This window comes from Mycolicibacterium pyrenivorans, assembly GCF_025821625.1.
GTDB classification, from domain to species: domain Bacteria; phylum Actinomycetota; class Actinomycetes; order Mycobacteriales; family Mycobacteriaceae; genus Mycobacterium; species Mycobacterium pyrenivorans.
In genome coordinates this window covers 1-20,730 of record NZ_JACKSH010000300.1, presented here as the reverse complement: position 1 = coordinate 20,730, position 20,730 = coordinate 1, and the positions used below count along the sequence as shown (strand labels likewise).

General features: G+C 61.0%; 22 protein-coding genes and 1 pseudogene. All 23 read left to right on the top strand.

The annotated features are described in order from the left end of the window. Nucleotides 1-82 precede the first annotated feature (82 nt). The 23 genes and pseudogenes from H7I57_RS32895 to H7I57_RS32790 all read left to right on the top strand — a co-directional run bounded on the left by H7I57_RS32895 (nucleotide 83) and on the right by H7I57_RS32790 (nucleotide 20,727). On the top strand, nucleotides 83-1,474 hold the full coding sequence (locus H7I57_RS32895; protein WP_011559072.1) for a Rieske 2Fe-2S domain-containing protein: 1,392 nt from the start codon (nucleotides 83-85) through the stop codon (nucleotides 1,472-1,474). Continuing rightward, entirely contained in the window at nucleotides 1,471-2,013 is a 543-nt protein-coding gene (locus H7I57_RS32890; protein WP_011559073.1) for an aromatic-ring-hydroxylating dioxygenase subunit beta, read from the top strand. Before H7I57_RS32895 ends, H7I57_RS32890 begins: the two co-directional genes overlap by 4 nt. A gap of 106 nt (nucleotides 2,014-2,119) precedes the next feature. Continuing rightward, nucleotides 2,120-3,151: a 2,3-butanediol dehydrogenase gene (locus tag H7I57_RS33685; protein WP_011777827.1), complete on the top strand. Its 1,032-nt coding sequence runs from the start codon at nucleotides 2,120-2,122 to the stop codon at nucleotides 3,149-3,151. Nucleotides 3,152-3,203: 52 nt separating this feature from the next. Then, a complete protein-coding gene (locus H7I57_RS32880; RefSeq protein ID WP_011559075.1) occupies nucleotides 3,204-4,457 on the top strand; it encodes a CaiB/BaiF CoA transferase family protein in 1,254 nt (417 codons plus the stop codon). Further along, nucleotides 4,454-5,620, top strand: a complete 1,167-nt coding sequence (locus tag H7I57_RS32875) for a thiolase C-terminal domain-containing protein (RefSeq protein ID WP_011777828.1) — start codon at nucleotides 4,454-4,456, stop codon at nucleotides 5,618-5,620. The genes H7I57_RS32880 and H7I57_RS32875 overlap by 4 nt, the downstream gene beginning before the upstream one ends. Nucleotides 5,621-5,656: 36 nt before the next feature. Beyond that, a complete protein-coding gene (locus tag H7I57_RS32870) occupies nucleotides 5,657-6,115 on the top strand; it encodes a Zn-ribbon domain-containing OB-fold protein (RefSeq protein ID WP_011559077.1) in 459 nt (152 codons plus the stop codon). Then, entirely contained in the window at nucleotides 6,102-7,148 is a 1,047-nt protein-coding gene (locus H7I57_RS32865) for an FAS1-like dehydratase domain-containing protein (RefSeq protein ID WP_011777829.1), read from the top strand. The genes H7I57_RS32870 and H7I57_RS32865 overlap by 14 nt, the downstream gene beginning before the upstream one ends. A 30-nt stretch (nucleotides 7,149-7,178) precedes the next feature. Next, nucleotides 7,179-7,376 carry a ferredoxin gene (locus tag H7I57_RS32860; RefSeq protein ID WP_011562965.1) on the top strand — a complete coding sequence of 66 codons (198 nt, stop codon included), beginning with the start codon at nucleotides 7,179-7,181 and terminating at the stop codon, nucleotides 7,374-7,376. 247 nt (nucleotides 7,377-7,623) lie between these two features. Then, a complete protein-coding gene (locus tag H7I57_RS32855; protein WP_308204419.1) occupies nucleotides 7,624-9,039 on the top strand; it encodes an aromatic ring-hydroxylating oxygenase subunit alpha in 1,416 nt (471 codons plus the stop codon). Beyond that, a complete protein-coding gene (locus H7I57_RS32850) occupies nucleotides 9,036-9,593 on the top strand; it encodes a 3-phenylpropionate/cinnamic acid dioxygenase subunit beta (protein WP_036348113.1) in 558 nt (185 codons plus the stop codon). Before H7I57_RS32855 ends, H7I57_RS32850 begins: the two co-directional genes overlap by 4 nt. Nucleotides 9,594-9,732: 139 nt before the next feature. Continuing rightward, nucleotides 9,733-10,137, top strand: coding sequence for a cupin domain-containing protein (locus H7I57_RS32845; protein WP_264028505.1), 405 nt, complete (start codon nucleotides 9,733-9,735; stop codon nucleotides 10,135-10,137). A gap of 94 nt (nucleotides 10,138-10,231) precedes the next feature. Next, nucleotides 10,232-11,110, top strand: coding sequence for an NAD(P)-dependent oxidoreductase (locus tag H7I57_RS32840; protein ID WP_036348799.1), 879 nt, complete (start codon nucleotides 10,232-10,234; stop codon nucleotides 11,108-11,110). A 166-nt stretch (nucleotides 11,111-11,276) separates the two neighbouring features. Further along, nucleotides 11,277-11,795 carry a MarR family winged helix-turn-helix transcriptional regulator gene (locus tag H7I57_RS32835; RefSeq protein ID WP_036348802.1) on the top strand — a complete coding sequence of 173 codons (519 nt, stop codon included), beginning with the start codon at nucleotides 11,277-11,279 and terminating at the stop codon, nucleotides 11,793-11,795. A 451-nt stretch (nucleotides 11,796-12,246) separates the two neighbouring features. Next, nucleotides 12,247-13,146 (top strand): alpha/beta fold hydrolase, encoded by a 900-nt coding sequence (locus H7I57_RS32830; protein WP_036348119.1) that lies wholly within the window; start codon nucleotides 12,247-12,249, stop codon nucleotides 13,144-13,146. Next, a complete protein-coding gene (locus tag H7I57_RS32825) occupies nucleotides 13,146-14,462 on the top strand; it encodes an aromatic ring-hydroxylating oxygenase subunit alpha (protein WP_011562975.1) in 1,317 nt (438 codons plus the stop codon). Before H7I57_RS32830 ends, H7I57_RS32825 begins: the two co-directional genes overlap by 1 nt. A gap of 2 nt (nucleotides 14,463-14,464) precedes the next feature. Then, nucleotides 14,465-14,977 carry an aromatic-ring-hydroxylating dioxygenase subunit beta gene (locus H7I57_RS32820; protein WP_036348123.1) on the top strand — a complete coding sequence of 171 codons (513 nt, stop codon included), beginning with the start codon at nucleotides 14,465-14,467 and terminating at the stop codon, nucleotides 14,975-14,977. 38 nt (nucleotides 14,978-15,015) lie between these two features. Then, on the top strand, nucleotides 15,016-16,245 hold the full coding sequence (locus H7I57_RS32815; RefSeq protein WP_036348126.1) for a Gfo/Idh/MocA family protein: 1,230 nt from the start codon (nucleotides 15,016-15,018) through the stop codon (nucleotides 16,243-16,245). A 19-nt stretch (nucleotides 16,246-16,264) separates the two neighbouring features. Next, complete coding sequence (locus H7I57_RS32810; protein ID WP_264028503.1) at nucleotides 16,265-17,218, top strand: DODA-type extradiol aromatic ring-opening family dioxygenase; 954 nt, start codon at nucleotides 16,265-16,267, stop codon at nucleotides 17,216-17,218. A 536-nt stretch (nucleotides 17,219-17,754) separates the two neighbouring features. Beyond that, nucleotides 17,755-18,534 carry a 3,4-dihydroxyphthalate decarboxylase gene (gene phtC / locus H7I57_RS32805; RefSeq protein ID WP_036348132.1) on the top strand — a complete coding sequence of 260 codons (780 nt, stop codon included), beginning with the start codon at nucleotides 17,755-17,757 and terminating at the stop codon, nucleotides 18,532-18,534. A gap of 236 nt (nucleotides 18,535-18,770) precedes the next feature. Next, on the top strand, nucleotides 18,771-19,622 hold the full coding sequence (gene hcaB, locus H7I57_RS32800; protein ID WP_122963548.1) for a 3-(cis-5,6-dihydroxycyclohexa-1,3-dien-1-yl)propanoate dehydrogenase: 852 nt from the start codon (nucleotides 18,771-18,773) through the stop codon (nucleotides 19,620-19,622). Nucleotides 19,623-19,634: 12 nt separating this feature from the next. Continuing rightward, a pseudogene (locus H7I57_RS33945) lies at nucleotides 19,635-19,739 on the top strand (VOC family protein); the annotation flags it as partial. A 116-nt stretch (nucleotides 19,740-19,855) separates the two neighbouring features. Further along, complete coding sequence (locus tag H7I57_RS32795) at nucleotides 19,856-20,149, top strand: VOC family protein (protein ID WP_264028502.1); 294 nt, start codon at nucleotides 19,856-19,858, stop codon at nucleotides 20,147-20,149. Further along, complete coding sequence (locus H7I57_RS32790) at nucleotides 20,134-20,727, top strand: VOC family protein (protein ID WP_443678351.1); 594 nt, start codon at nucleotides 20,134-20,136, stop codon at nucleotides 20,725-20,727. The genes H7I57_RS32795 and H7I57_RS32790 overlap by 16 nt, the downstream gene beginning before the upstream one ends. Nucleotides 20,728-20,730 lie beyond the last annotated feature (3 nt).

The window sequence follows — 20,730 nt, the reverse complement described above, 5'->3', positions numbered from 1 at the left end:
ATACCGCCGTTACCGCGGTGGCCTAAATAATAGCTTGCAAACAGTTGTCATCCTATGTAAGCTTCCGCGTGATGTAGCCCACATGAGTGCTCACGTTCTAGGGGCACAAATCGATAGGAAGGTGCGCCCGGTGGATTCGATGGCGCCTGATGCGACGACAATGCGAACCTTAGAGAATGCGCGCGGCTCCATCCTAAAGGGTCGCCTCCCTGCGTCTCTCATCGCTAATGCAGCGCTTTACGAGCTTGAATTGAAGCGAGTATTTGGTAGGACCTGGCAGTTTCTCTGCCACGAAGACGAGATCCCCAATGCGGGTGACTATGTAGTGCGCTACATCGCTGATAACTCAATTATTGTCGCGCGGCAGCAGGATATGACGATTCGGGCGATGTCGAACTCGTGTCGGCACCGCGGCACGCTGCTTTGCCGAACCGAGTCTGGGAATGAGTCGGCGTTCCAGTGTCCGTACCACGGTTGGACCTATCGAAACAACGGTGATCTCATCGCGATACCTGCGCAGCAGGCAGTGTACGGTGCTGCGTTCGACAAGAGTCGGCTAGGGTTGCGCGCTCTGCCGATGCTGGACTCGTACGCGGGCCTTGTCTTCGGGTGTGTGTCGGATGAGGCGCCGGGACTGGATGAGTACCTCGGGGACATGCGCTGGTATCTCGACTTGATGATGAAGAAGAGCCCGACCGGCCTTGAGGCGTGGGGTGCCCCGCAGCGTTGGGTGATTGACGCGAACTGGAAGACCGGCGCCGATAACTTTGTTGGGGACGGCTATCACACGGTCATGACGCACCGTTCGATGTGTGAGCTGGGGTTGTTACCGCCCGATAATGTGGCCGTTTCGCCGGCCCACGTCAGCCTATCGGGCGGGCACGGGGCGGGCGTTCTAGGCGCACCACCCGGCATACCCGCACCGCCGTACATGGGCTATCCGGAGGAAGTCGTCTCCGGTCTCAGCGAGGGTTACGGCGATGACGTCCATGGCGAGTTGCTGAAACGGACGATGTTCATTCATGGCAATGTGTTCCCGAACTTGTCCTTCTTGAACGCCTTCATCGCCAAGGACGGGGAGTCTATGCCGGTGCCCATTCTGACCTTGCGGCAATGGCGTCCCTTGGACGCAGCGCGTATGGAGGTGTGGTCGTGGTTCTTCGTGGAGCGCAACGCGCCCGAAGAGTTCAAGCAGCAGTCGTTTGAGACTTATGTTCGGACGTTCGGGGTCGGGGGTGTCTTCGAGCAGGATGACGCCGAGATATTCCAGGCTATTACCAAGGGAACACGCGGCGAGTTGGCTGGTGGTGTGGAGCTGAACCTGGAGATGGGACTGGACAATCTGGCTCCTGATCCAACGTGGCTGGGCCCGGGACGACCGTTGGCCAGTGGCTACGCCGAACAGAATCAGCGCGAGTACTGGAAGCAGTACTTCGACTATCTGGCCACACCGAGAAGGGATGAGAACGTATGACGACAACGGTGCCGCAGGATCCACCTCAGGCTGCGAGGGTTTCGCGCGACGTGCGCGAGGAAATCGAAGACTTCCTTTTCGACGAGGCCGATCTGTTGGATCGCGATGAGTTCGAAGAGTGGCTGGAATTGCTGGCACCGAATGTGCACTATTTCGCGCGCGTCCGTCAGACGCTTCGCAGAGCAGGTGGCCCGGGGTTCTCTGAGCGCTCTATGCACCTGAGTGATAACTACACGAGTCTGAAGATGCGTATTCAGCGGCACCGAACGTCGTCGGATTGGGCTGAGGATCCTCCGTCGCGGATCCGGCACTACATCACCAATGTCAGGGTCAGGTCTGGTGAGGACGGCGATGAGTACCGTGTGACGTCGAATGCGTTGCTGGTGCGCACGCGCGGGGACGAAGCCAAGGCGGAGACAGTTTCTGCCGAGCGCCGAGACATTATTCGTCGCGACGAGACGGGTTTGAAACTGGTCCAGCGCGAGATCCTGCTGGATCACACCACGTTGCCCACGCACAACCTGTCATTCTGGATCTAAGGTGCCGGTGAGCTTGACATCATTACGGCGGCGCCTCCGCCGAAACTCCGGCCCACGAACGTTGTGGCCGAGCGAATTTGGGTCTGTCCTTAAGGTAGGCCGGTAGGTGCGCGCAGCTATTTATCACGGTCGCGAAGACGTGCGGATTGAAGAGCTTCCCGACCCGAGTCCACGTGCGGGCGAAGTGGTCATCGAGGTGGCCCGAGCGGGGATCTGCGGCACAGACCTGCATGAGTACATCGCCGGTCCGATGCATGCTGCGCCAGGGGTCGTCATTGGCCACGAATATTCCGGGACGGTGGTCGGCGTCGGGTCCGGCGTGCGCGAGTTCACCGAAGGTGACCGAGTCTGCGGCGTCGGCGTTTTCGGCTGCGGTGAATGCGGCTTCTGCAAACAGGGCGCTGAAGCACTCTGCGGAGCAGTCGGTTTCATCGGCTTCGCTGTCAACGGAGCGCTTGCCCGCTACGCGTCGTTGCCGACGAAGGCGTTGTTTCGCATCCCGGATGAGATCAGTCTCGCCGAGGCTGCCGTCGTTGAACCGATCGCGTCGGCGTACCACGCTGTCCGCCGTAGCGGGTTGGCAGCGGGTGGGACCGTCTTCATCGCCGGCGCTGGCCCGATCGGCCTCGCCCTGGTGCAGTTCTCACTTGCCCAAGGTGCGACTCAGGTCATCGTCAGTGAGGTTTCGGCGACGCGCCGCGTTGCCGCTCACCGGGTCGGGGCTACGCGCGTAATCGATCCTCTGGCGGAGGATGCAGTTGAGGTGGTTCGGATGTTGACGAACGGAAACGGCGTCGACATCTCCTTCGACGCTGCGGGCGTACAACCCGCGCTTGATGCGGCGTTGGGCGTGCTGCGCCCCCGCGGTCGATTGATGGTCGTGGCGATTTGGGAGGCCCCGGCCGGTATCGACATCAATCGAAGCGTCATGCGCGAAGCCAATATCGGCTTTTCATTTTGTTACGAAGCGCAAAGGCAGGTCCCGGCGATTCTTGACTTACTAGCTACGGGGGCGATCAACCTCGGTGAACTGATCACCGACGAGATCCCGTTGGATGCCGTGGTCAGTCAGGGTCTCGAGGAACTGCGCGTCAACCGCGATGCACACGTAAAAATTCTGATCGACCCATCGGCATAGCACGACCGGTATCGCGCCGTCGATTGTCACGCCGCCCCACCAAAGGAGTTAAGTGTCCGCGAATATGGAGAGTCTGTTCGACGGTCTGACGATCCTCGAGCTGGGGCACGTGATCGCGGCGCCTTTCGCTGCCTCGCTGATCGGCGACTTCGGAGCACAGGTCATCAAGATCGAAGACCCCGGCTCGGGGGACATGTTGCGTAGGTCCGGTCCTCGTAAAGACGGAGTGCCCCTCTGGTGGAAGTCCGCGGCCCGGAACAAGTCAAGCGTCGCTGTCGATCTGCGGCTCGCCGAAGGGCAAGCGCTCGTGCGCAAAATGGTCGAACGCGCAGACGTGGTGATCGAAAACTTCCGCCCGGGAACGCTTGAGCGCTGGGGACTGGGATGGGAGGAGCTGCACGCAGCGAACCCGCGGCTGATCATGTTGCGGATTTCCGGGTACGGCCAGATCGGCCCGGAGAGCGCAAAGCCGGGATATGGACGCGTCGGCGAGGCCATGAGCGGAGCGGTACACATCACCGGGCATCCTGACCGGCCACCGACGCATTTCGGTTTCTCCCTCGGCGATGTCACGACAGGAATCATGGGTGCATTCGCTGTTGCCGGAGCACTGTTCAAACGCGAAGCGATCGGGGATCGCTTCGATGGGGAATGTATCGACCTGGCTCTCTACGAATCACTGTTCCGTGGTATCGACTGGCAGGTCATCCTTTATGACCAGTTGAACTTTGTTGCCGAGCGTCAGGGCAATCAGTTCCAGGTCAGCCCGTCACCGGTGTCAGACACGTATCTCAGTGGCGATGGGGTGTGGTACACCGTGGCGACCGGCACCGTTCGGTCAGTGCAGAGCCTGCTCGAACTGCTGGGCGGCACGACTCTGCGTAACGATCCGAAGTACGCGACTCAGGAACTGCAGATGTTGCACCGCGAGGAGCTCGGCGAGATGGTTCGCCAGTGGTTCGCCGAAAACAACTCCGATATCGTCGAAAAGGCCTGCGCGAGCTCCGGTGTCGTGGCTGCGCGGATCTTCACGCCGGCAGAGATGTTCTCCAGTCCCACGTTCGCGGCTCGCCAGAGCCTGGTCGAGGTCGCCGACCAGGAATTGGGTCCGGTCCGTGTCACCGGGGTGGTACCAAGGCTGACGAACTTTCCCGGATCCGTGCGCAGCACTGGGCCCGGTCTCGGGATCCACGGCCAAGAGGTGCTGACCGAGTGGCTCGGCATGGCCGACTCGGAGTACGAGGCGCTGGTATCGAGTGGCGTCGTCGGGGCGGTCGACGTTGACGGAGAGGTTCCCGGGCATTGAGTTCGCTGCGCGACAAGGCCTGCATCGTCGGCGTTGGTCATACGGCCTACCGTCGTGATGGCACTGAGTCGGCAACGGACCTTGGCCTGCAACTCGAAGCGGCCCATGCCGCGATCGTGGATGCCGGGCTGTCGGCTGGCGAGATCGATGGGCTCATCTGCCCGATCAACGGTGGCACGGCCGAAGATTTCATCGCGAATCTCGGCCTGACGCATGTTCGTTACGCGGTGACTTCCCATACCGGAGGCGCGGCAAGTGTGGCGGCCCTGGCAACTGCGGCGATGGCGGTGTGGTCGGGCGTCGCGCGGCATGTCCTCATTCCCGCGGGCTGGTGTGGGTACTCAGGTCCGCGTGCCCGCGGGATGGCATCGAGCGCGGACATGGCGATAGGCAAGGTTGTCCGGGACTATTACGCGCCACAGGGCGCGGTGTCGGCGGTGCACCAGTATGCGCTCGTGGCCGACCGCTACGTCCGCAAGTATGACGTGCCGCCTGAAGCGATGGGGGCGGTGGCAGTCGCGTTTCGTGCTAACGCGCAGCTCAACTCGAATGCGGTGATGTGCGGCCGTGAGCTGACGATGCAGGACTACCTCGACGCTCCACCGATCAGTACGCCGTTTCGTTTGTTCGATTGCAGTCTGGAGACCGACGGCGCAGCGGCGGTGGTGGTATCAGCGGCCGATCGTGCGGCTGACAGCCCGCACCGGCCGGTGTTTGTGATGAGTGTGGCCGAAGGTCGCCCATTTCCCGTCGATGAGTTCGCCAACAGGGCCGACCCATTGGAGATTGGGCTTGCCGAGGCGGCGCCGCGCGCATTTGCCGACGCTGGTGTCACCCCGTCTGACATCGATCTGCTCGAGGTTTACGACAGTTTCACTGTCAACGTGTTGCGGCAGATCGAATCGGCCGGATTCTGCAAGCCGGGCGAAGCAGCGGATTTCGTTCTCGACGGATGTATCGCCGCTGACGGTTCGTTGCCCACGAATCTCAACGGCGGTTTGTTATCCGAAGCCCACGTGCAAGGCATGAACAATCTGGTCGAGGCGGTGCGGCAGCTGCGCGGTGGTTTACCGCAGCGGCAGGTCCACAATGCGGAGTTGGCGGTAGTGACCGGTATGGGCGGCGGATGGGGTTCAGGTGCTCTCGCGATATTGCGTCGGTGACAGCGTTGTGACTGGCCGGTTCACAAGGGGACCGATGTGAGGCGAACGGGACCGGATGTCGCAGCACCGCCGTTGCCATCCCTGGAAGGTCTCACGGCCCAGTTCTATGAGCATTGCCGACGTGAAGAGCTGTCGTTTCAGCGGTGTTCAAGGTGCGATCGCTGGCGTCACGTTCCTCGCCTGACGTGTGCTGGCTGCGGCAGTAACTCCTGGTCTTGGCAGAGGTCGTCGGGCAGGGGAGTGGTATTCAGCCACACGGTTATTCACCGCGCGCTGCATCCCGGGTTCGACGAGGCCGTCCCGTTCGTGTGCGCCGTTGTCGAAATGGATGAGGGTGTGCGGATGGTGGCACGGATAGTGGACCTAGTTGCCGACGGGACGGCGATGCTGGTTGATGCGGCCGTCGAGGTTGTCTATGTGCACGCCGCCGATGATGTTGTGCTGCCGGCATTTCGGCTGCCCGCTGCGGAAGTGCGGGGCAATGGCCGCCGCTGACGAGTTGCGCGATCGTGTCGGTGAGAAGATCCACTTTCGAGGCGCCGACTCGGTGACGCAGAACGACATCCGCCGCAAACTGGAGGTTTTCACCTTTTCCTGTCCGCTGCATGACGACGAGGCGGCAGCGAAGGCGCACGGCTACCTCGGCGTTGTGGCCCCGGTGACGATGACCCCGCTGTGGGGGCTGCCGCCGTATTGGGCACCCGGACAGCCCAGTCCCTATCTGGTCGACGGGCAGGAGATGACGGGCAACATCACCGACACGCTGGCTCTGCCGTTCAGCCGATCGGTCAACGTCAGCAGCGAGTGGCAGTACCACACACCGCTATACCTCGGGGACAGGTTGCAGGGGACTACGACGATCATCTCGGTAGAGCAGAAGCGCACCCGGGTAGGTACCGGAATCTTCCTGCAATACGAGTCGGAGTACGTGAAGGTTTCGGGAGAACTGGTCGCGCGCAACCGAAATACCGTCTTCAACTACGACCCAGACGACGCCTCCAGGCCTGAGCCCGGCACTTCGGCCCGCGCCCAGCAGGGCGACCGAGGTCCCCGCACGCGCTCAGTGGACGATGCCGATACCAGTGTCGACTGGAACACGCCACTTCAGTTCGACGACGTTACGGTCGGTGCGCAAGTGCGCGGACCGGCTCTGGCCCTGACTTACCAGCGCATGGTGATGAACATTGCCGCGGATCGCATGTTTTCCGGGATACACCACAGCGCCGCGGCCGCTCATGCCGCGGGGCTTGCCGACATCATCTTCAATACTCGTGGCCTGGAAACTCTTTTCGAGACCGGGCTTCGTCGCTGGATGGGCCTTCGCGGCAGGTTGGTGCAGCTGGGTCCGTTTAAGATGAGTGCCTCAGTTCACCCGGGCGACGTGGTGCAGGCGCGATGGACGGTGACCGGCAAGCATGCGCAGGCAGGCGCAGACGTCGTAGATCTCGAATTCGGTGTCTTCGCCGGGGATCGGCAAGCGGCGCAAGGGGTTGCCGCCATTCATCTCAACGGCAAAAAGCAATGCTGATCAGAGTTCTGTAGGAGAAGGAGGGTTCCGATGAGTGTTATCAAGGCGGACGTGGAGGTCTGCCAGGGCTACGCGAACTGTGTCGTTGCAGCGGCCGACGTCTTCGACATCGGTGATGCGGGAACTGTTGTCATTCTTGATGACACGGTAGCCGAGAGCGATGAGGCGCGGATTGTCACTGCGATTCGCAGTTGTCCCGTCTCGGCTCTACGTCTCGCAACGGTGTGAGTGAGACGGCCGTGAACGGCGCAAGTATCAGGGGGTCGGATGCATGGTGGAGACGAGTCGGATCGTCGAATGTCCTTGAGTCTCAACCGACATGAGTTCTCGTGTATTGCATCCTCAATCAGGATCTGGCTCCACTTCCACTTCGACGCGTGAGATCGGTGCCCGGCAGACGCGGTGACGGTTTGTGGTGATTTGAGTTACGGCTGTCTCGGGGTGATTCGGGCATTACAGCAAAGGAAAGGTACCGATGACGTTAAGAATGAGTACTTCAGGCGGTTCGGACACGACCGCTCGTAGTCTCGTCGATGTCGATCGCGGGGAGATCAGTCGCGAAATCTTCACCGATGCTTCGATTTTCAACCGTGAGTTGGAGTATTTGTTTCCGCGGAGCTGGTTGTTTGTGGGTCATGCCTCGCAGGTCTCTGCGCCGGGTCAGTTCTTCTCGTCGAGGATGGGCTCGGATCCGGTGTTGTTGACCCGTGACGCTCAGGGTGGTGTGAATGTCTTGCTCAATTCGTGCCGACATCGGGGTATGGCGGTGTGTCGCTACGACGAGGGTCGCGCGCTCCAGTTCACCTGTCCCTATCATGGCTGGTCGTACTCGATGGACGGTTCGCTGGTGTCCACCCCGGGGGATTTGCACGGTGTGCCGCAGCAGGGCATGGCCTACGGCAACGGCCTTGACAAAGCGGCCTGGGGACTTGTCAGGGCTGCCAAGGTGCACAATTACAAGGGCCTGGTATTCGCGTGCTGGGATCCATCAGCCCCGGAGTTCGATGAATACGTTGGGGACTTTCATCATTGGCTGGATAACCTGTCTGATGCTTTTGATGGTACGGAAGGTGGTACCGAGGTGTTCCGTGGGGTGCAGAAGTGGCGCATCAAATCAAATTGGAAATTCGTCTCAGAGAATTTCTTGGGCGATACCTATCACGGGGCGACGACCCATGCCTCGGTTGAACAGGTGGGCATCGGGCCGGGTGGCAGAAACTCCCGGCGTCACGGTGAACGACAGGATCAGGGTGGTTTTTCGAAGGGCCGTGTGAAGACGTCGTTTCGGATGGGCCATGGCGCGTCGGACAATCTGGCGTATGAGATTCCCTATCCTGAGTTCGCCGAAGAACCGGCCTTGAGTGAGTACTTCTCCCAGGCGTGGGCGGTCCGCAAGGAGCGACTGCAGGCGCAGGGCAGACAGCTCGGTGGTCGTGGCCCAGCGACGATGTTCCCCAATATGTCGTTTTCGGCCGGTTTTCCGCGGACGATCCTGGTGTCACACCCGATCAGCCCCACCGAAACCGAAGTGTGGCGGTGGTACCTCATCGACAAGAACGCACCCGATGATGTACGTGACTGGCTGCGCCGCTATTACATGCGCTACTCGGGTCCTGGAGGGATGACGGAGCAAGACGATATGGAGAACTGGAATTACGCGACGCAGGCCAGCCAGGGCGTGATAGCCCGGCGGTATCCGTACAACTATCAGCAGGGTCTCGATATGGAAACTCCCAGTGCGCTCGACCAGGCTGTGCATTCTCACCAGCCCATCGCCGGTGAGGTGAATGCTCGCGCCTTTTACCGGCGATGGGCCGAGTTCGTGGACAACCTCTCGTGGCCTCAACTCACCGAACTTGCCAAATCCGACGAGAGAGCCGCACGGTCGTGAGTGCAACGGGCGGTGAAATTTCCACGAGGCAGGATGCGGTAGAGAAGTTGCTGCTTCAGGCCGATATTGCCGACTTTCTTTATCGGGAAGCCGACCTGCTCGACGAACGACGTTACTCCGAATGGCTCGGTCTGCTCACCGAGGACTACGAGTATTCCGTTCCCCTGCGGACGAACGTGGCGTACGACGACCTCGCGCAGCTGGAACAGACTCAGCAAGGTAGCGACATCTGCTGGTTCGACGAGGGGAAGGAGACGGTCACTTCGCGGGTGGAGCAGTTGATGACGGGACTGCACTGGGCGGAAGAACCAGTATCGCGAGTGTCACACCTAGTCACCAACGTGCGTATCGAGGCGGTAGAAGACGCGGAAGTCGAGGTGAGCTGCCGCTTCCTGGTGTACCGGAATCGGGTCACCGATGAAACGGATTTTCTGGTCGGCCGCCGCAGGGACCGATTGCGGCGCAGTGTGGCTGGCGATTGGCAACTGTGTCGTCGCCGGCTACTCCTGGACCAGGCGGTGCTGCTTGCCAAGAACCTCTCGATCATCCTGTGAAAATGCCTCCCAATCTTTGACCCTTGACCATCAGGGGTTAAGAATATAGCGTTCCCTAAATATCCTTTCGCGCCGGACGACCAAGAAGGGGGCCTCTGGAATGTCTACGTTCCTCGAACCACAGCGATGTGCCGACGATGTGACCGCCCTGAAAGTGATGACAGAGGAAATGCGCCCGCTTCTGATCGGCGACGGCTACCAGATGTTCGAGGTGCGCGCACCTGAATCATCTGGACCGCCTCCGCACCAGCATCCCTGGGATGAAAGCTATGTCGTGCTGGAGGGCGAACTGTGGGTAAGCCGCGGCGGCGAAGAAGCGACCCTGCAGGTGGGTGATGCGATTCGAGTGCCGGCCGGCGTCGTGCACTCCTATCGCGTTCGCTCTGACGGCGCCCGATGGCTCACGACCTCGTCTACCCCGGGCGGCGCGCTGGATTTCTTCTCCGATGTGGATGCCGCGTCCAACGGCCCCGGCGACGTGAGAGCCCTCATCGAGGCCGCGAAGCGAAACAGGGTCGAATTCGCCGATCCGGCATTGCAATAGCCGTCATTTTGATTTCTCAGCACGCACACGGCGCCGTGGTATGCCAAAAGTGTTGACAGCCGGCGCAGAAGGTGGCGTTGGGCCGGCTGCTGTCATGAGGCGGGTCGGCGTGATCGGCTTGGGCGCCATGGGTTCCGCGCTGGCAGAGTCGCTTCTCGCGACGGACCATTCGGTGGTTTGTTTCGACATTCGGCCCGACGTGTTACGCCCAGTTGTCGAGCTAGGCGCCGAGGCTGCTGCGGACGCGCGTGAGTTGGCCGGCGCATGTGATGTCGTTTTGACGTTCCTCCCGGGGCCGAGTCAGGTACTGGAGGTGGCGCTCGGGTCGGAGCGAGGTGTCCTGGCCGGCCTTGCCGACGGGGCCGCCCTGCTGGATATGTCGACCTGTAATCCCGAGGTTGCAGCGATCATCGGTCAGGCCTACGACGCGGCTGGGAGGCGTTTTGTCGATTGCCCCGTCAGCCGAAAGGCGCCGAACATGACCGTTCTGGTCGGAGGGCCAAGCGGGGTGCTCGGCCCTGATGCCGATGTCCTCGCCGCCGTCTCGCGCACCTTGGTGTACTGCGGCCATCGAGGTGCGGGATATGCCACCAAGCTTCTCAACCAGCACGTCAAGTACAGCTGGTATCTCGCTTCGGCGGAAGCCCTCTTAATCGCTGAGGCGATGGGATTGAATGCCGGCGAGGTAGCCGACGCGATCGCGGAGTGCAGCGGGGGGGACTCGGGTCTCACTACGGCGGCGGCGTACTTCCGCCACGACACCGAGTCAGTTAGGAACCGCGCCCCCGCTAGCACCATTACGAAAGACTCCGCGCTGGCGGAAAGTATGGCGACGAACGCCGGTATCCGCAGCAGGACGCTTGAGCCCGTCGTGGACTTCTTCCAAAGTGTTGCGGCCTCGGAGTTTCGCGACCGTGCCTACCCCGAAAGCACAGAACTTCTTCAGCGAATCCGGTCGATGCCTCCGAAGTGAACCCCTACGTCTTGAGTGCGACCCCCGTCACGCTGTATAGCTAACTGAATTGTTAACGGGTCGAATATCGGTGAGCAGAAAGAAAGACCACCAGCCATTTGCCGGTATGATCGGCACCCGGGTGGAGATGTCTGCCGAACCGCTGATCAACGTTGCAAGGGACTTCATGAGTACCGAGAAGTTGACGATGGCCGAACAGGTCGCGGCCAAGACCCGCGAAGCCGGACCCGATCACGACCCCTCTTCGTTGGCGCTCCCGCTTGCGCTCTACCGTGCTGTGACCGCCTTCGGTCGGGTCGCCGTCGATGAGTTGACGCCGGTAGACCTCTCGATGAGCCAGTTCAACGTTCTGACCGTCCTGAAGCGCGCCGACGGGCCGATGACGATGGGCGCACTGGCCGATTCTATTTCTGTACGCCAAGCCAGCCTGACGAGCGTGGTGGACACGCTGACCAAGGCAGGTTTTGTCACACGCAAGGTGAATCCCCGCGATCGGCGCTCGGTTGTGGTCGCGATATCGAAGAAGGGCGATCAGTTCATGACCGAGTTTCTGCCCGGTCATTACGACTTTCTGCAGAGACTCTTTGCCGGTATCAACCCGCGACACAGGCAGCAGCTGCTTGCACGACTGAACGAACTAATAGATTGTTTGGAGAACTACCCGAGTGGCCAGCGCACCTCCTGATCGGTCCCCGGGTATAGGACGGTCGACGCCGCTACGGTGCTGACGTCCACTCACCGGTCCTCGCTTGGCATCCACGGCTCCAACTGAGGGGTCTATCGGGTGCACTCAGGTAGTGAGTACTCCCGAGAAGAACGTTCGCTCGTCGGCTAGGTTGCGTCCGACCTTGGTGAAACGTGGCAGTCCGCGTGGCGTTCAGGGTTTGTCGCGAGGTGCGAATGACATTGCGGCACAGAAAGAATTATTGATACGACGCTGCACGACCGCAGCGAAGAACTGTGTCGATGTGATGGTCGACAGTTTGCGTCGCCAGCCGCACCGCTGCGCCCGCTTGACGTGGGCATCGTCTCCCCTTCGAGAGTCCATTTACACAGGAGCCTAAATTTCTACCTTGCAGATATTCGTGAAGTATGATAAAAACTGGGTACTGCACTGGCTGAGGGGATGTCGAAGGTTGCATAAAGACGCTTCAATTTGTGTGAGCTTGCTTGGAGCGGAAACACGCTTCGTGGATGTAGCCGGTATACGTACCAGGACGATTCAGGCAGGGGAAGGTCCGGACCTCATTCTCCTGCACGGGGGAGGCGGTCACGCCGAAGCCTTCGCCCGCAATGTGACGGCGCTGTCGCGTCATTTCCGAGTGCATGCGCTGGACCTGTTGGGTCACGGTCTCACCAGTGGTTGTGAGGTCGCCCCGAACCGTAAGGACTATGTCAGTCACCTACTCGGATACATGGACCAGGAAGGCATCGACCGAGCCCACCTGGTCGGCGAGTCGTTAGGAGGTTGGATCGCGGCGTGGACTGCGTTGGAACATCCCGACCGTGTCGACCGGTTGATCTACGTGTGCGGCGCGCGGTTGACGCTAGAGGTCGGCGCCGATGCCGAGGCTCGCACCGCTGCCGGGCGCGCAGAGCTTGCCCGGGTCACCCGGCAATTCCTGGCTGACCCGAGTCCGGCGAATGTGCGGGAGAGGATGGCGTGGCTTTTCCACCACCCTGACCGCGACCTGACCGATGAACTGGTGGCGCTGCGGTGGGCGCTTTACCAGAGCGAAGAATCGCGGTCGGCACTGACGAACGCGACGGCGCCGCCCTCAGCGGCGACTGCTGAGGACAATCTCACGGCTGAGCGATTGACCAGCTTGACCAGGCCCACGCTCGTGCTGTGGACGAGTCACAATCCCTCGGCGACGGTGGAATTCGGACGGCGGGCAGCCGAGCTAATTCCCGGCGCTGAATTCGCATTGATGGAGGATTGTGGCCATTGGCCGCAGTGGGAACGGCCGGAAGAGTTCAACCAAATCCTCACCAACTATCTTCAAGGTGATCGCGAGTCCCGAGGGCAACGTTGATGGAGACAATCGGTTCCAAAACCGGCCCGGCGCTGCCGATAGACTCCTCGGCCTTCTACGACGAGGCGGTGTACCAGCGGGAACTCGACTCCATCTTCAAGCGGTCGTGGCTATTCGTCGGCCACGAGTCCATGATCCCCAAGCCCGGTGACTTCCGCACAACCTATATGGCCGACGACGCCGTGATCGTATGCCGGGACAAGGAATCTCGTGTTCGTGTGCTGCTGAACAAATGTCGGCACCGGGGCAATAAAGTCTGTCAGTTCGACATGGGCAACGCGAACATCTTTCACTGCAGCTATCACGGCTGGAGTTACGACACTGCCGGACGGCTGCGCAGTGTTCCGCTAGCCGAGAGCGCCTACGGGCCGCAGTTTGATAAGGCCAGCATGGGCCTCGTCTCCCCCCGGGTAGCTACCTACAAAGGACTTATCTTTGCTTGCTGGGATCAGTCGGCGCCGCCGCTGGAAGAATATCTGGGGGAGGGCCTGCTGTGGTACCTCGACAACTTTCTACTCGACTGTGACCCCAACGGCCTGCAGGTCGTTCCCGGCCTGCACCGCTACCTCATGCCCGTCAACTGGAAGTTGTTGGCCGAGAACTTCGGCGGCGACCAGTATCACTTCGCTGCCACTCACGGATCGGTTTCCGCACTGTCGAAAGCTGGGCAGACTGCCCGCATCAACTTTTCGATAGACGAGGGGCAGCACTACAGCGTGGTTCTCGACGGCTGCGCGCCCCATGGGTTGCTGCAACTGGCAGTCGGTAAGAATTTCTATCAGGACGATCTCGCCCAAGCCGAAACGCTGGGTACCGAAGCAGTCGACTGGCTAACCGAGCGGCAGCGCCTGCAAGACGAGCGGTTGGCGACATCCCCCGTGCAGCCCTACAGCTTTCACGTAGCCAATATCTTCCCAAACTTCAGCATGATTGGCATGGGCACGGCTTTTTACGGTCGGGGATTCATCATGTGGCAGCCTCGGGGACCGCGGTTGACCGAGGTTTGGGAGTGGTGTTTGGTGGAAAGCTCCGCGCCCCGTGCTGTCAAGGAACGTATGGTCTTCGTCTTGAGTCAGCGGCAATCGGCGGCCGGTCTCGTGACGCCCGATGATCACGAAAACTTCGAACGATTGTCTGACGCCCTTGACACCGGAGTCGCCCGGGATGTGCCGTTCAACTACTCACTCGGCGAGGACGTCGAACCAATGGAGTCGCTGGTTGCGGAGTTACCCGGCAATGTCAGGCCGCAGATCAGCGAAGCCTACCAGCGCGAGTTCTATCGGCACTGGCACCGAACTATGACGGAGCCGGCCTAGCCATGGAGACCAGCCAGTTGGACGTGGAACTGCGGCTGCGAATAAACGAATTCTATGCGCGGGAGACCATGCTTCTCGATGATGGGCGGCTGGACGAGTGGCTGGGCTTATTGGCGCCGGATGTCAGATACACGATGCCATTCCCAGAGTCCAGCACGCATCCGGTCGACGATGATGACGGCCTACCGCCGTTTCTGTTGTTCAACGACGACTACGAATCGCTGAAGCTGAGAATTGCCCGGCTGGCTACTGGGCTCGCTCCCGGGGAAACTCCACGCACGATCACTCAGCGCATTGTCAGCGACATCCTGGTCACCGATGTGTCCGATCAAGAGCTCTGCGTCCGATCCAGCGTCATGGTGTTTCTCGTGCGCCATGAACGCCACGAGAGCTTCTTTATCGGCAAACGACAAGACGTTCTACGCCGAGACAAGCACTCGGGCCTGCTGCTGGCCGCCCGGGTCATCACCCTGGCTCATAGCGTTCTGCCACGAGCGATTTCGATCTTCTTCTAATGCCCAGTCGTCCAATAGCCCTCAGTTAGGTCGCACACATGACAGATGTCGCTTCACGCGAACTAGGCCTGGGATTTCTCGGAATCGGTCAGGCAGTCGCCAGAATCTTCCAGCAGTACCCGGACATGTCGACGCTGCCGTATCGGGTTGTGGCGGCTGCGGATACCCGATCACACTCGCTCGCCCGCTTCGCCACCGAGTTCGCAGGCCGCACCTATACCGACGCAGAGCAACTGTGTGCCGATCCAAGCGTGGACGTCGTCTACATCGCCACCCCTCCCGAGCTGCATCGGGAGCATGCCCTGATGGCCGCACATTACAGAAAACACATGATCGTCGAAAAGCCGTTGGCCATGTCGATCGACGATTGCACTGCAATGGTCGAGGCGGCCCAGGCAGCGGGCGTGCAGCTGATGGCCGGCCACACACACAGCTTCGACGCGCCGGTGCGAGCGATGGCCGAACTGGTACGCAGTGGCGATCTCGGCGAGTTGCTCATGGTGAACACCTGGAACTTCAATGACTTCAATCGGCGACCGTGGCCGACTTCGGAATTGCGCTCGACCAGCGGGCCAGTTCTCAACCAGGGGCCTCACCAGGTCGATATCGTGCGGCAGATAGTCGGCGGTGTGGCCAGAACAGTGCGTGCGTCGACAATATGGGACGACGTCCGGAAATGCGTCGGGGGATACACCTGTCATCTCGGATTCGAATCAGGAGTTTCCGCGACGCTCGTCTATGACGCGCGAGCTTTCTTCGACGTCGCGGAGTTGCACTCGTGGGTGGCAGAGGACGGCGGCCGCCGCAGTCCCCAAGCCAACCAGCGTGTAGCCAGCAACTTCGCTGCGCTCAGTCAGAACCCTGACCACCTTGAAGTCGCACTGGAAGCTCAGAAGGAGCAGGGCCGCTACGGTGCTGCGACGACGACCGAAGAGTCACAGGAGCTGTGGGGTTACTCCGCCCCCGGAGAGATCATCCACCACCCCTACTTCGGCCTGACCGTGGTTTCCTGCGAACGCGGCGCGATCAGGCAGTCGCCCGACGGGCTGGTGGTGTACGGGCAGAACGGATTACAGGAAATACCGGTCGCGCGCACCATGCGGGGCAGGGCCGCAGAGTTGGCTGAACTACATCGGGCGATCACTGAGGACCGCCCTGTTCAGCACGACGGTCGCTGGGGGCGCGCGACGCTAGAAGTATGTTTCGCCATCCTGCAGTCGGCCTACGAAGATCGCGAAGTCGTTCTCTCCCAACAGGTATCGCTGTGACTTCAGATGAGGAGAAATCGTGGGTGAGATTGTAGCCGGTTACGCGTCGTCGCATGCCTTCACTTTCATCCCGCCTCCCAGGTGGGAAGGCTTCCGCATAAAGAACAGGCAGAAGTACACATTGCGACGCGGTAAGACCCCACCTCGCCTGAGGAAAGACGAAGAACCATTCGACGACGCTGCGGCGCGTTACGCGCACATCGAGAACGGGCTTCAAAGGCTGCGTGACAGCATCAGACAAGACCGACTGGATTGCCTGATCATCATCGGTGATGACCAGAACGAGAACTTCGACGGTTCGGCACTGCCCCAGATAGCCATCCACACCGGAGAGGGGTTCACAGTGTCTGACCGCTTCTTGCCAGACGCGCGGTTTTGGAAAAGTTCGCCCGACCTCAGTAAGGACTTGAGTGAGCACACCGTCGAGGCGGGGTTCGACGTCGCCACCGTTGTCGATTTCCGTGAGACCACCTTGCACTCACACGCCCATGGCGAGATTGTGGCCAATATCCTTGGAGACCACCAAATCCCGGTGGTGTTGGTATTCCTCAATGCCGTTCACGTGCCGTCGTTGTCGCCTAAACGGTGCTTCGCGCTCGGCCGCGCGATTGCCGACGCCGTGCGGTCACGCCGCCCCGCAGGCGAGCGGATAGGTCTCTACGCGTCCGGTGGGCTCTCACACTTCACTGCCGGCTATCCATGGGCTGCCTACGATGGGCCGCGCGTTCACGGTTCAATCGACGACGAATTCGATCGCCGCACCCTGAAGTGCCTTGCTACCGGAAACGGCTACGAGCTGAGCAAACTGACCAGCGAAGACCTGCTCAACTCTGGCAACATCGAGCTGAGATCGTGGATATGTGCTGTCGGCGCAGTCGGCGGCAACACGCCATGGGCCAGCGTCTATGAGCCCATTCCCCGCGCCCTGATGGGAATGGCCGTCGCCTGGACGAACTGCGAAGTCACTGTTTAGCGCGTCGAACGTGAGGCACGCGAAATTTGATTCGGCGGGTGTGTGGGTTATCCGCAGACCTACTCGACGTTTGCACTGAGAACCCCCACGGTCGAAGGAAGATGTCGTCGGCCGTGACCCTGGGACGAGGGCATGTCTGCCCACCCTCTGGCCCAGTCAACCGGCAGAACCGTGGGCCGCCGAGACGCCGCTCGCGAAAGGGTATGTGTCTCAATGTCGTTGTTGCGCCGCCTGCGCGGACTGTCGGCGACAATAGGCCCACACCGAAACCAGAGTCTCTGTTTTACAGAGTAGATCTCTGTTATACAGTAAGGCTATTAGGTACAGCGCCTAACTGCGTGGAAGTGATGGCTCGTGGTTAACGATGCCCTTCTGCTTCGGGGCCTCAACAGCCCAAGCTCCATAAGAACGGACAAGGAGGCGAACCGGATGGCCATTTACGCTGCCAGCACCGCCCATCGCAGTTTGGGTAAGGCATCCGCAGACTTCGCTGTCGTCGTCAAGGACGGCGTCGACACCGAAACCCCGAGCTGGCGATGAGCTCCACCCCTTCGGGCGCAGGGCTAGACACCGAACGACACGCCATCGCGCTGGCCTGTCGCGTCCTGGCGGCGCGCGACTTGGCGCCAGGCATCCTCGGCCACATCAGCCTGCGCGTCGACCGAGATCGACTGCTGATCCGATGTCGTGGTCCGCGCGAGCGAGGGCTCGCGTTCACCAGCGCAGAGGACATCCGGATGGTCACGTTGGACGGTACAGCGGGCGGCAAAGGAGAACTCGACGATGGTTACCAGCCGCCGAACGAATTGCCACTGCACACCGAAGTGCTCCGCACCCGCCGCGATGTCAATGCTGTGGTTCATGCGCACCCCGAGGCGGTAGTCGCCGCCGATCTCGCCGGTCTGGCTGTCCGACCGATTGTCGGAGCGTTTGACATACCCGGTTTTCGGCTCGCCGCGGCTGGCGTGCCGGTCTATCGGCGAGGCGTATTGGTGCGCAATCGGCAACTAGCCCAGGAAATGGTTGCTGCTATGGCAGACCGGCCGGTGGTCGTTCTTCGGGCCCACGGCCTCACCAGTGCTGCGGAAACCGTCGAGCGGGCCGTACTACAGGCCATCAGCGTCGACACGATCTCGCGTTTGTCGCTCCAGATCGCTTCTGCGGGTGGCACTCTGGCTGATTTGCCTGACGCTGATGCAGCAGAGCTGCCTGATCTCGGTAACGCTTTCAACGAGACCATCGCGTGGCGTCACGAGTTGGGGCGCCTCGAAACCCATGGTTTGTCGTGTCACCCATCGGAGAAAAGGTCCTCATAGGCACATCCGGGCACGCGCTTATGTCCATTGCCGCGGGTGGTCTGGGACGCGGCTTCCGATCCCATCGGACCATTGGCGTAGACATCCCCCGCACTCTCCTCGCCCGAGCATCGAGACCCGCGTGAATCGGAGCTTCGACAGCGCTGCGCGGATAGACCCCCCATTCAGCGGCGAGGACGCTGGTGGGCAGATGCAGAGCAACAAGAGCATTGCGCATCACCGGAGGGACGATAGTTTTGAGTTGGTTGACCGGGCAAGTCGCCCTGGTGACCGGCGGGGCAGCCGGAATCGGTTTGGCCGTGGTCGAGCGTTTCTTGGCCGAGGGCGCATGCGTGGGCGTCCTGGATCGCTCGGAAGGCGACCTGGCTACCATCGGCAACGCCGACGGCAGGCTCATCGCGGTAACAGGTGACGTGACGTCGTATGCAGACAACGTCATGGCGGTGCGCGAAACGGTCGATGCGTTCGGAAAGCTCGACGTCTTCGTCGGCAACGCTGGGATCTTCGATTACTTTGCCCCTTTGGTGGGTTTCGACGGAGCCGACCTCAGCAGCGCCTTCGATGAGATCTTCGCGGTCAATGTAAAGGGCTACCTCCTTGGTGCCAGGGCCGCCGTTCCTGAACTCCTCAAAAGCGATGGCCCGAGCATGATCTTCACCGTCTCCAACTCTGGCTTCTATGCCTCCGGTGGCGGCCCGCTGTACACCGCTTCCAAGCACGCAGTCGTTGGCGTAGTGCGTGAACTGGCCTACGAGTTGGCGCCGAAGATCAGGGTGAATGGCGTCGCTCCAGGCGGCACGGTAACGGGCCTGCGTGGAATCGAGGACCTCGGCCAGGGTCAGGACGTGTTGTCATCGGTGCCCGGCATCGCCGACATTATGAGTACTACAAACCCATTGCAGTACGCGCAGCAGCCCGCCGATCACGCCGGCCTGTATCTGCTACTCGCGTCTGCAGACAACTCGCGAGCGGTGACCGGCGTCGTCATCAACAGCGACGGCGGCTTGGGCGTGCGGGGCCTCAACCAGCCGTCCGGAGGGCTGGAACTTGCCACCGGCGCGATGCGCATCGACGTCGGGTCAACATAGGAGGTTTTACACATGTTGGTGAAAGCGTTGGGTTATGTGGGTGTGGAGTCTCCGGATGCGAAGGAGTGGTTGGCGTTCGGTCCGGAGGTTTTGGGGATGGAGGCGGTTGAGGCGTCCAGTGGATCGGTCCTGTTGCGGATCGACGACGCCGATCATCGTTTGGCTGTGCATCACGGAGAGCGCAACCGGATGCTGTATGCGGGCTGGGATGTGGGCAGCGAGGNTCGGTCCTGTTGCGGATCGACGACGCCGATCATCGTTTGGCTGTGCATCACGGAGAGCGCAACCGGATGCTGTATGCGGGCTGGGATGTGGGCAGCGAGGATGCGCTTGAGGCTGCCGGGGAGTTGCTGCACAAGCGGGGCATTGGGTTTGAGGTGGGAACCGAGGAGGACTGCGCAGCCCGCGGGGTGTTGGGCTTTGTGACGCTGTCGGATCCTTCGGGGTTGCGTCATGAGTTGTTTTACGGTCAGAAGGTGGTGCCGGGTTCCTTCCGGCCCGAGCCCGCGGGGTGTTGGGCTTTGTGACGCTGTCGGATCCTTCGGGGTTGCGTCATGAGTTGTTTTACGGTCAGAAGGTGGTGCCGGGTTCCTTCCGGCCCGGTCGTGCGATNTCGGGGTTCGTCACCGGTGCGCAGGGGTTGGGTCATGTGGTGNTGGCGACGCCGGACCTTGCGCAGGCCGACCGGTTTTTGCGGGGGGTGTTGGGGTTTAAGAAGAGCGATGAGATTTACACCTTCATGGATCTGTGGTTCTACCACTGCAACCCGCGCCATCACAGCATCGCGTTGACTCCGATGCCGGGTGTGCGGGGACTGCACCACGTGATGGTCGAGGTGCAAAGTTTTGATGACGTGGGGATGGCTTATGACCTGTGCATGTCGCGCAACATTCCGCTGAGCATGACGTTGGGGCGCCATGTCAACGATCGGATGGTGTCGTTTTACGTNCGCACACCGAGCGGGTTTGACNTCGAGTACGGCTGGGATGCGGTGACCGTCGACGAGGAAACCTGGACAGTCGCTCAGTACGACCGACCCAGTGTGTGGGGCCACCAGATGGTCGCCCAAACACCACCAGGCGCACTCGAAGCCGCAACAACATGAACG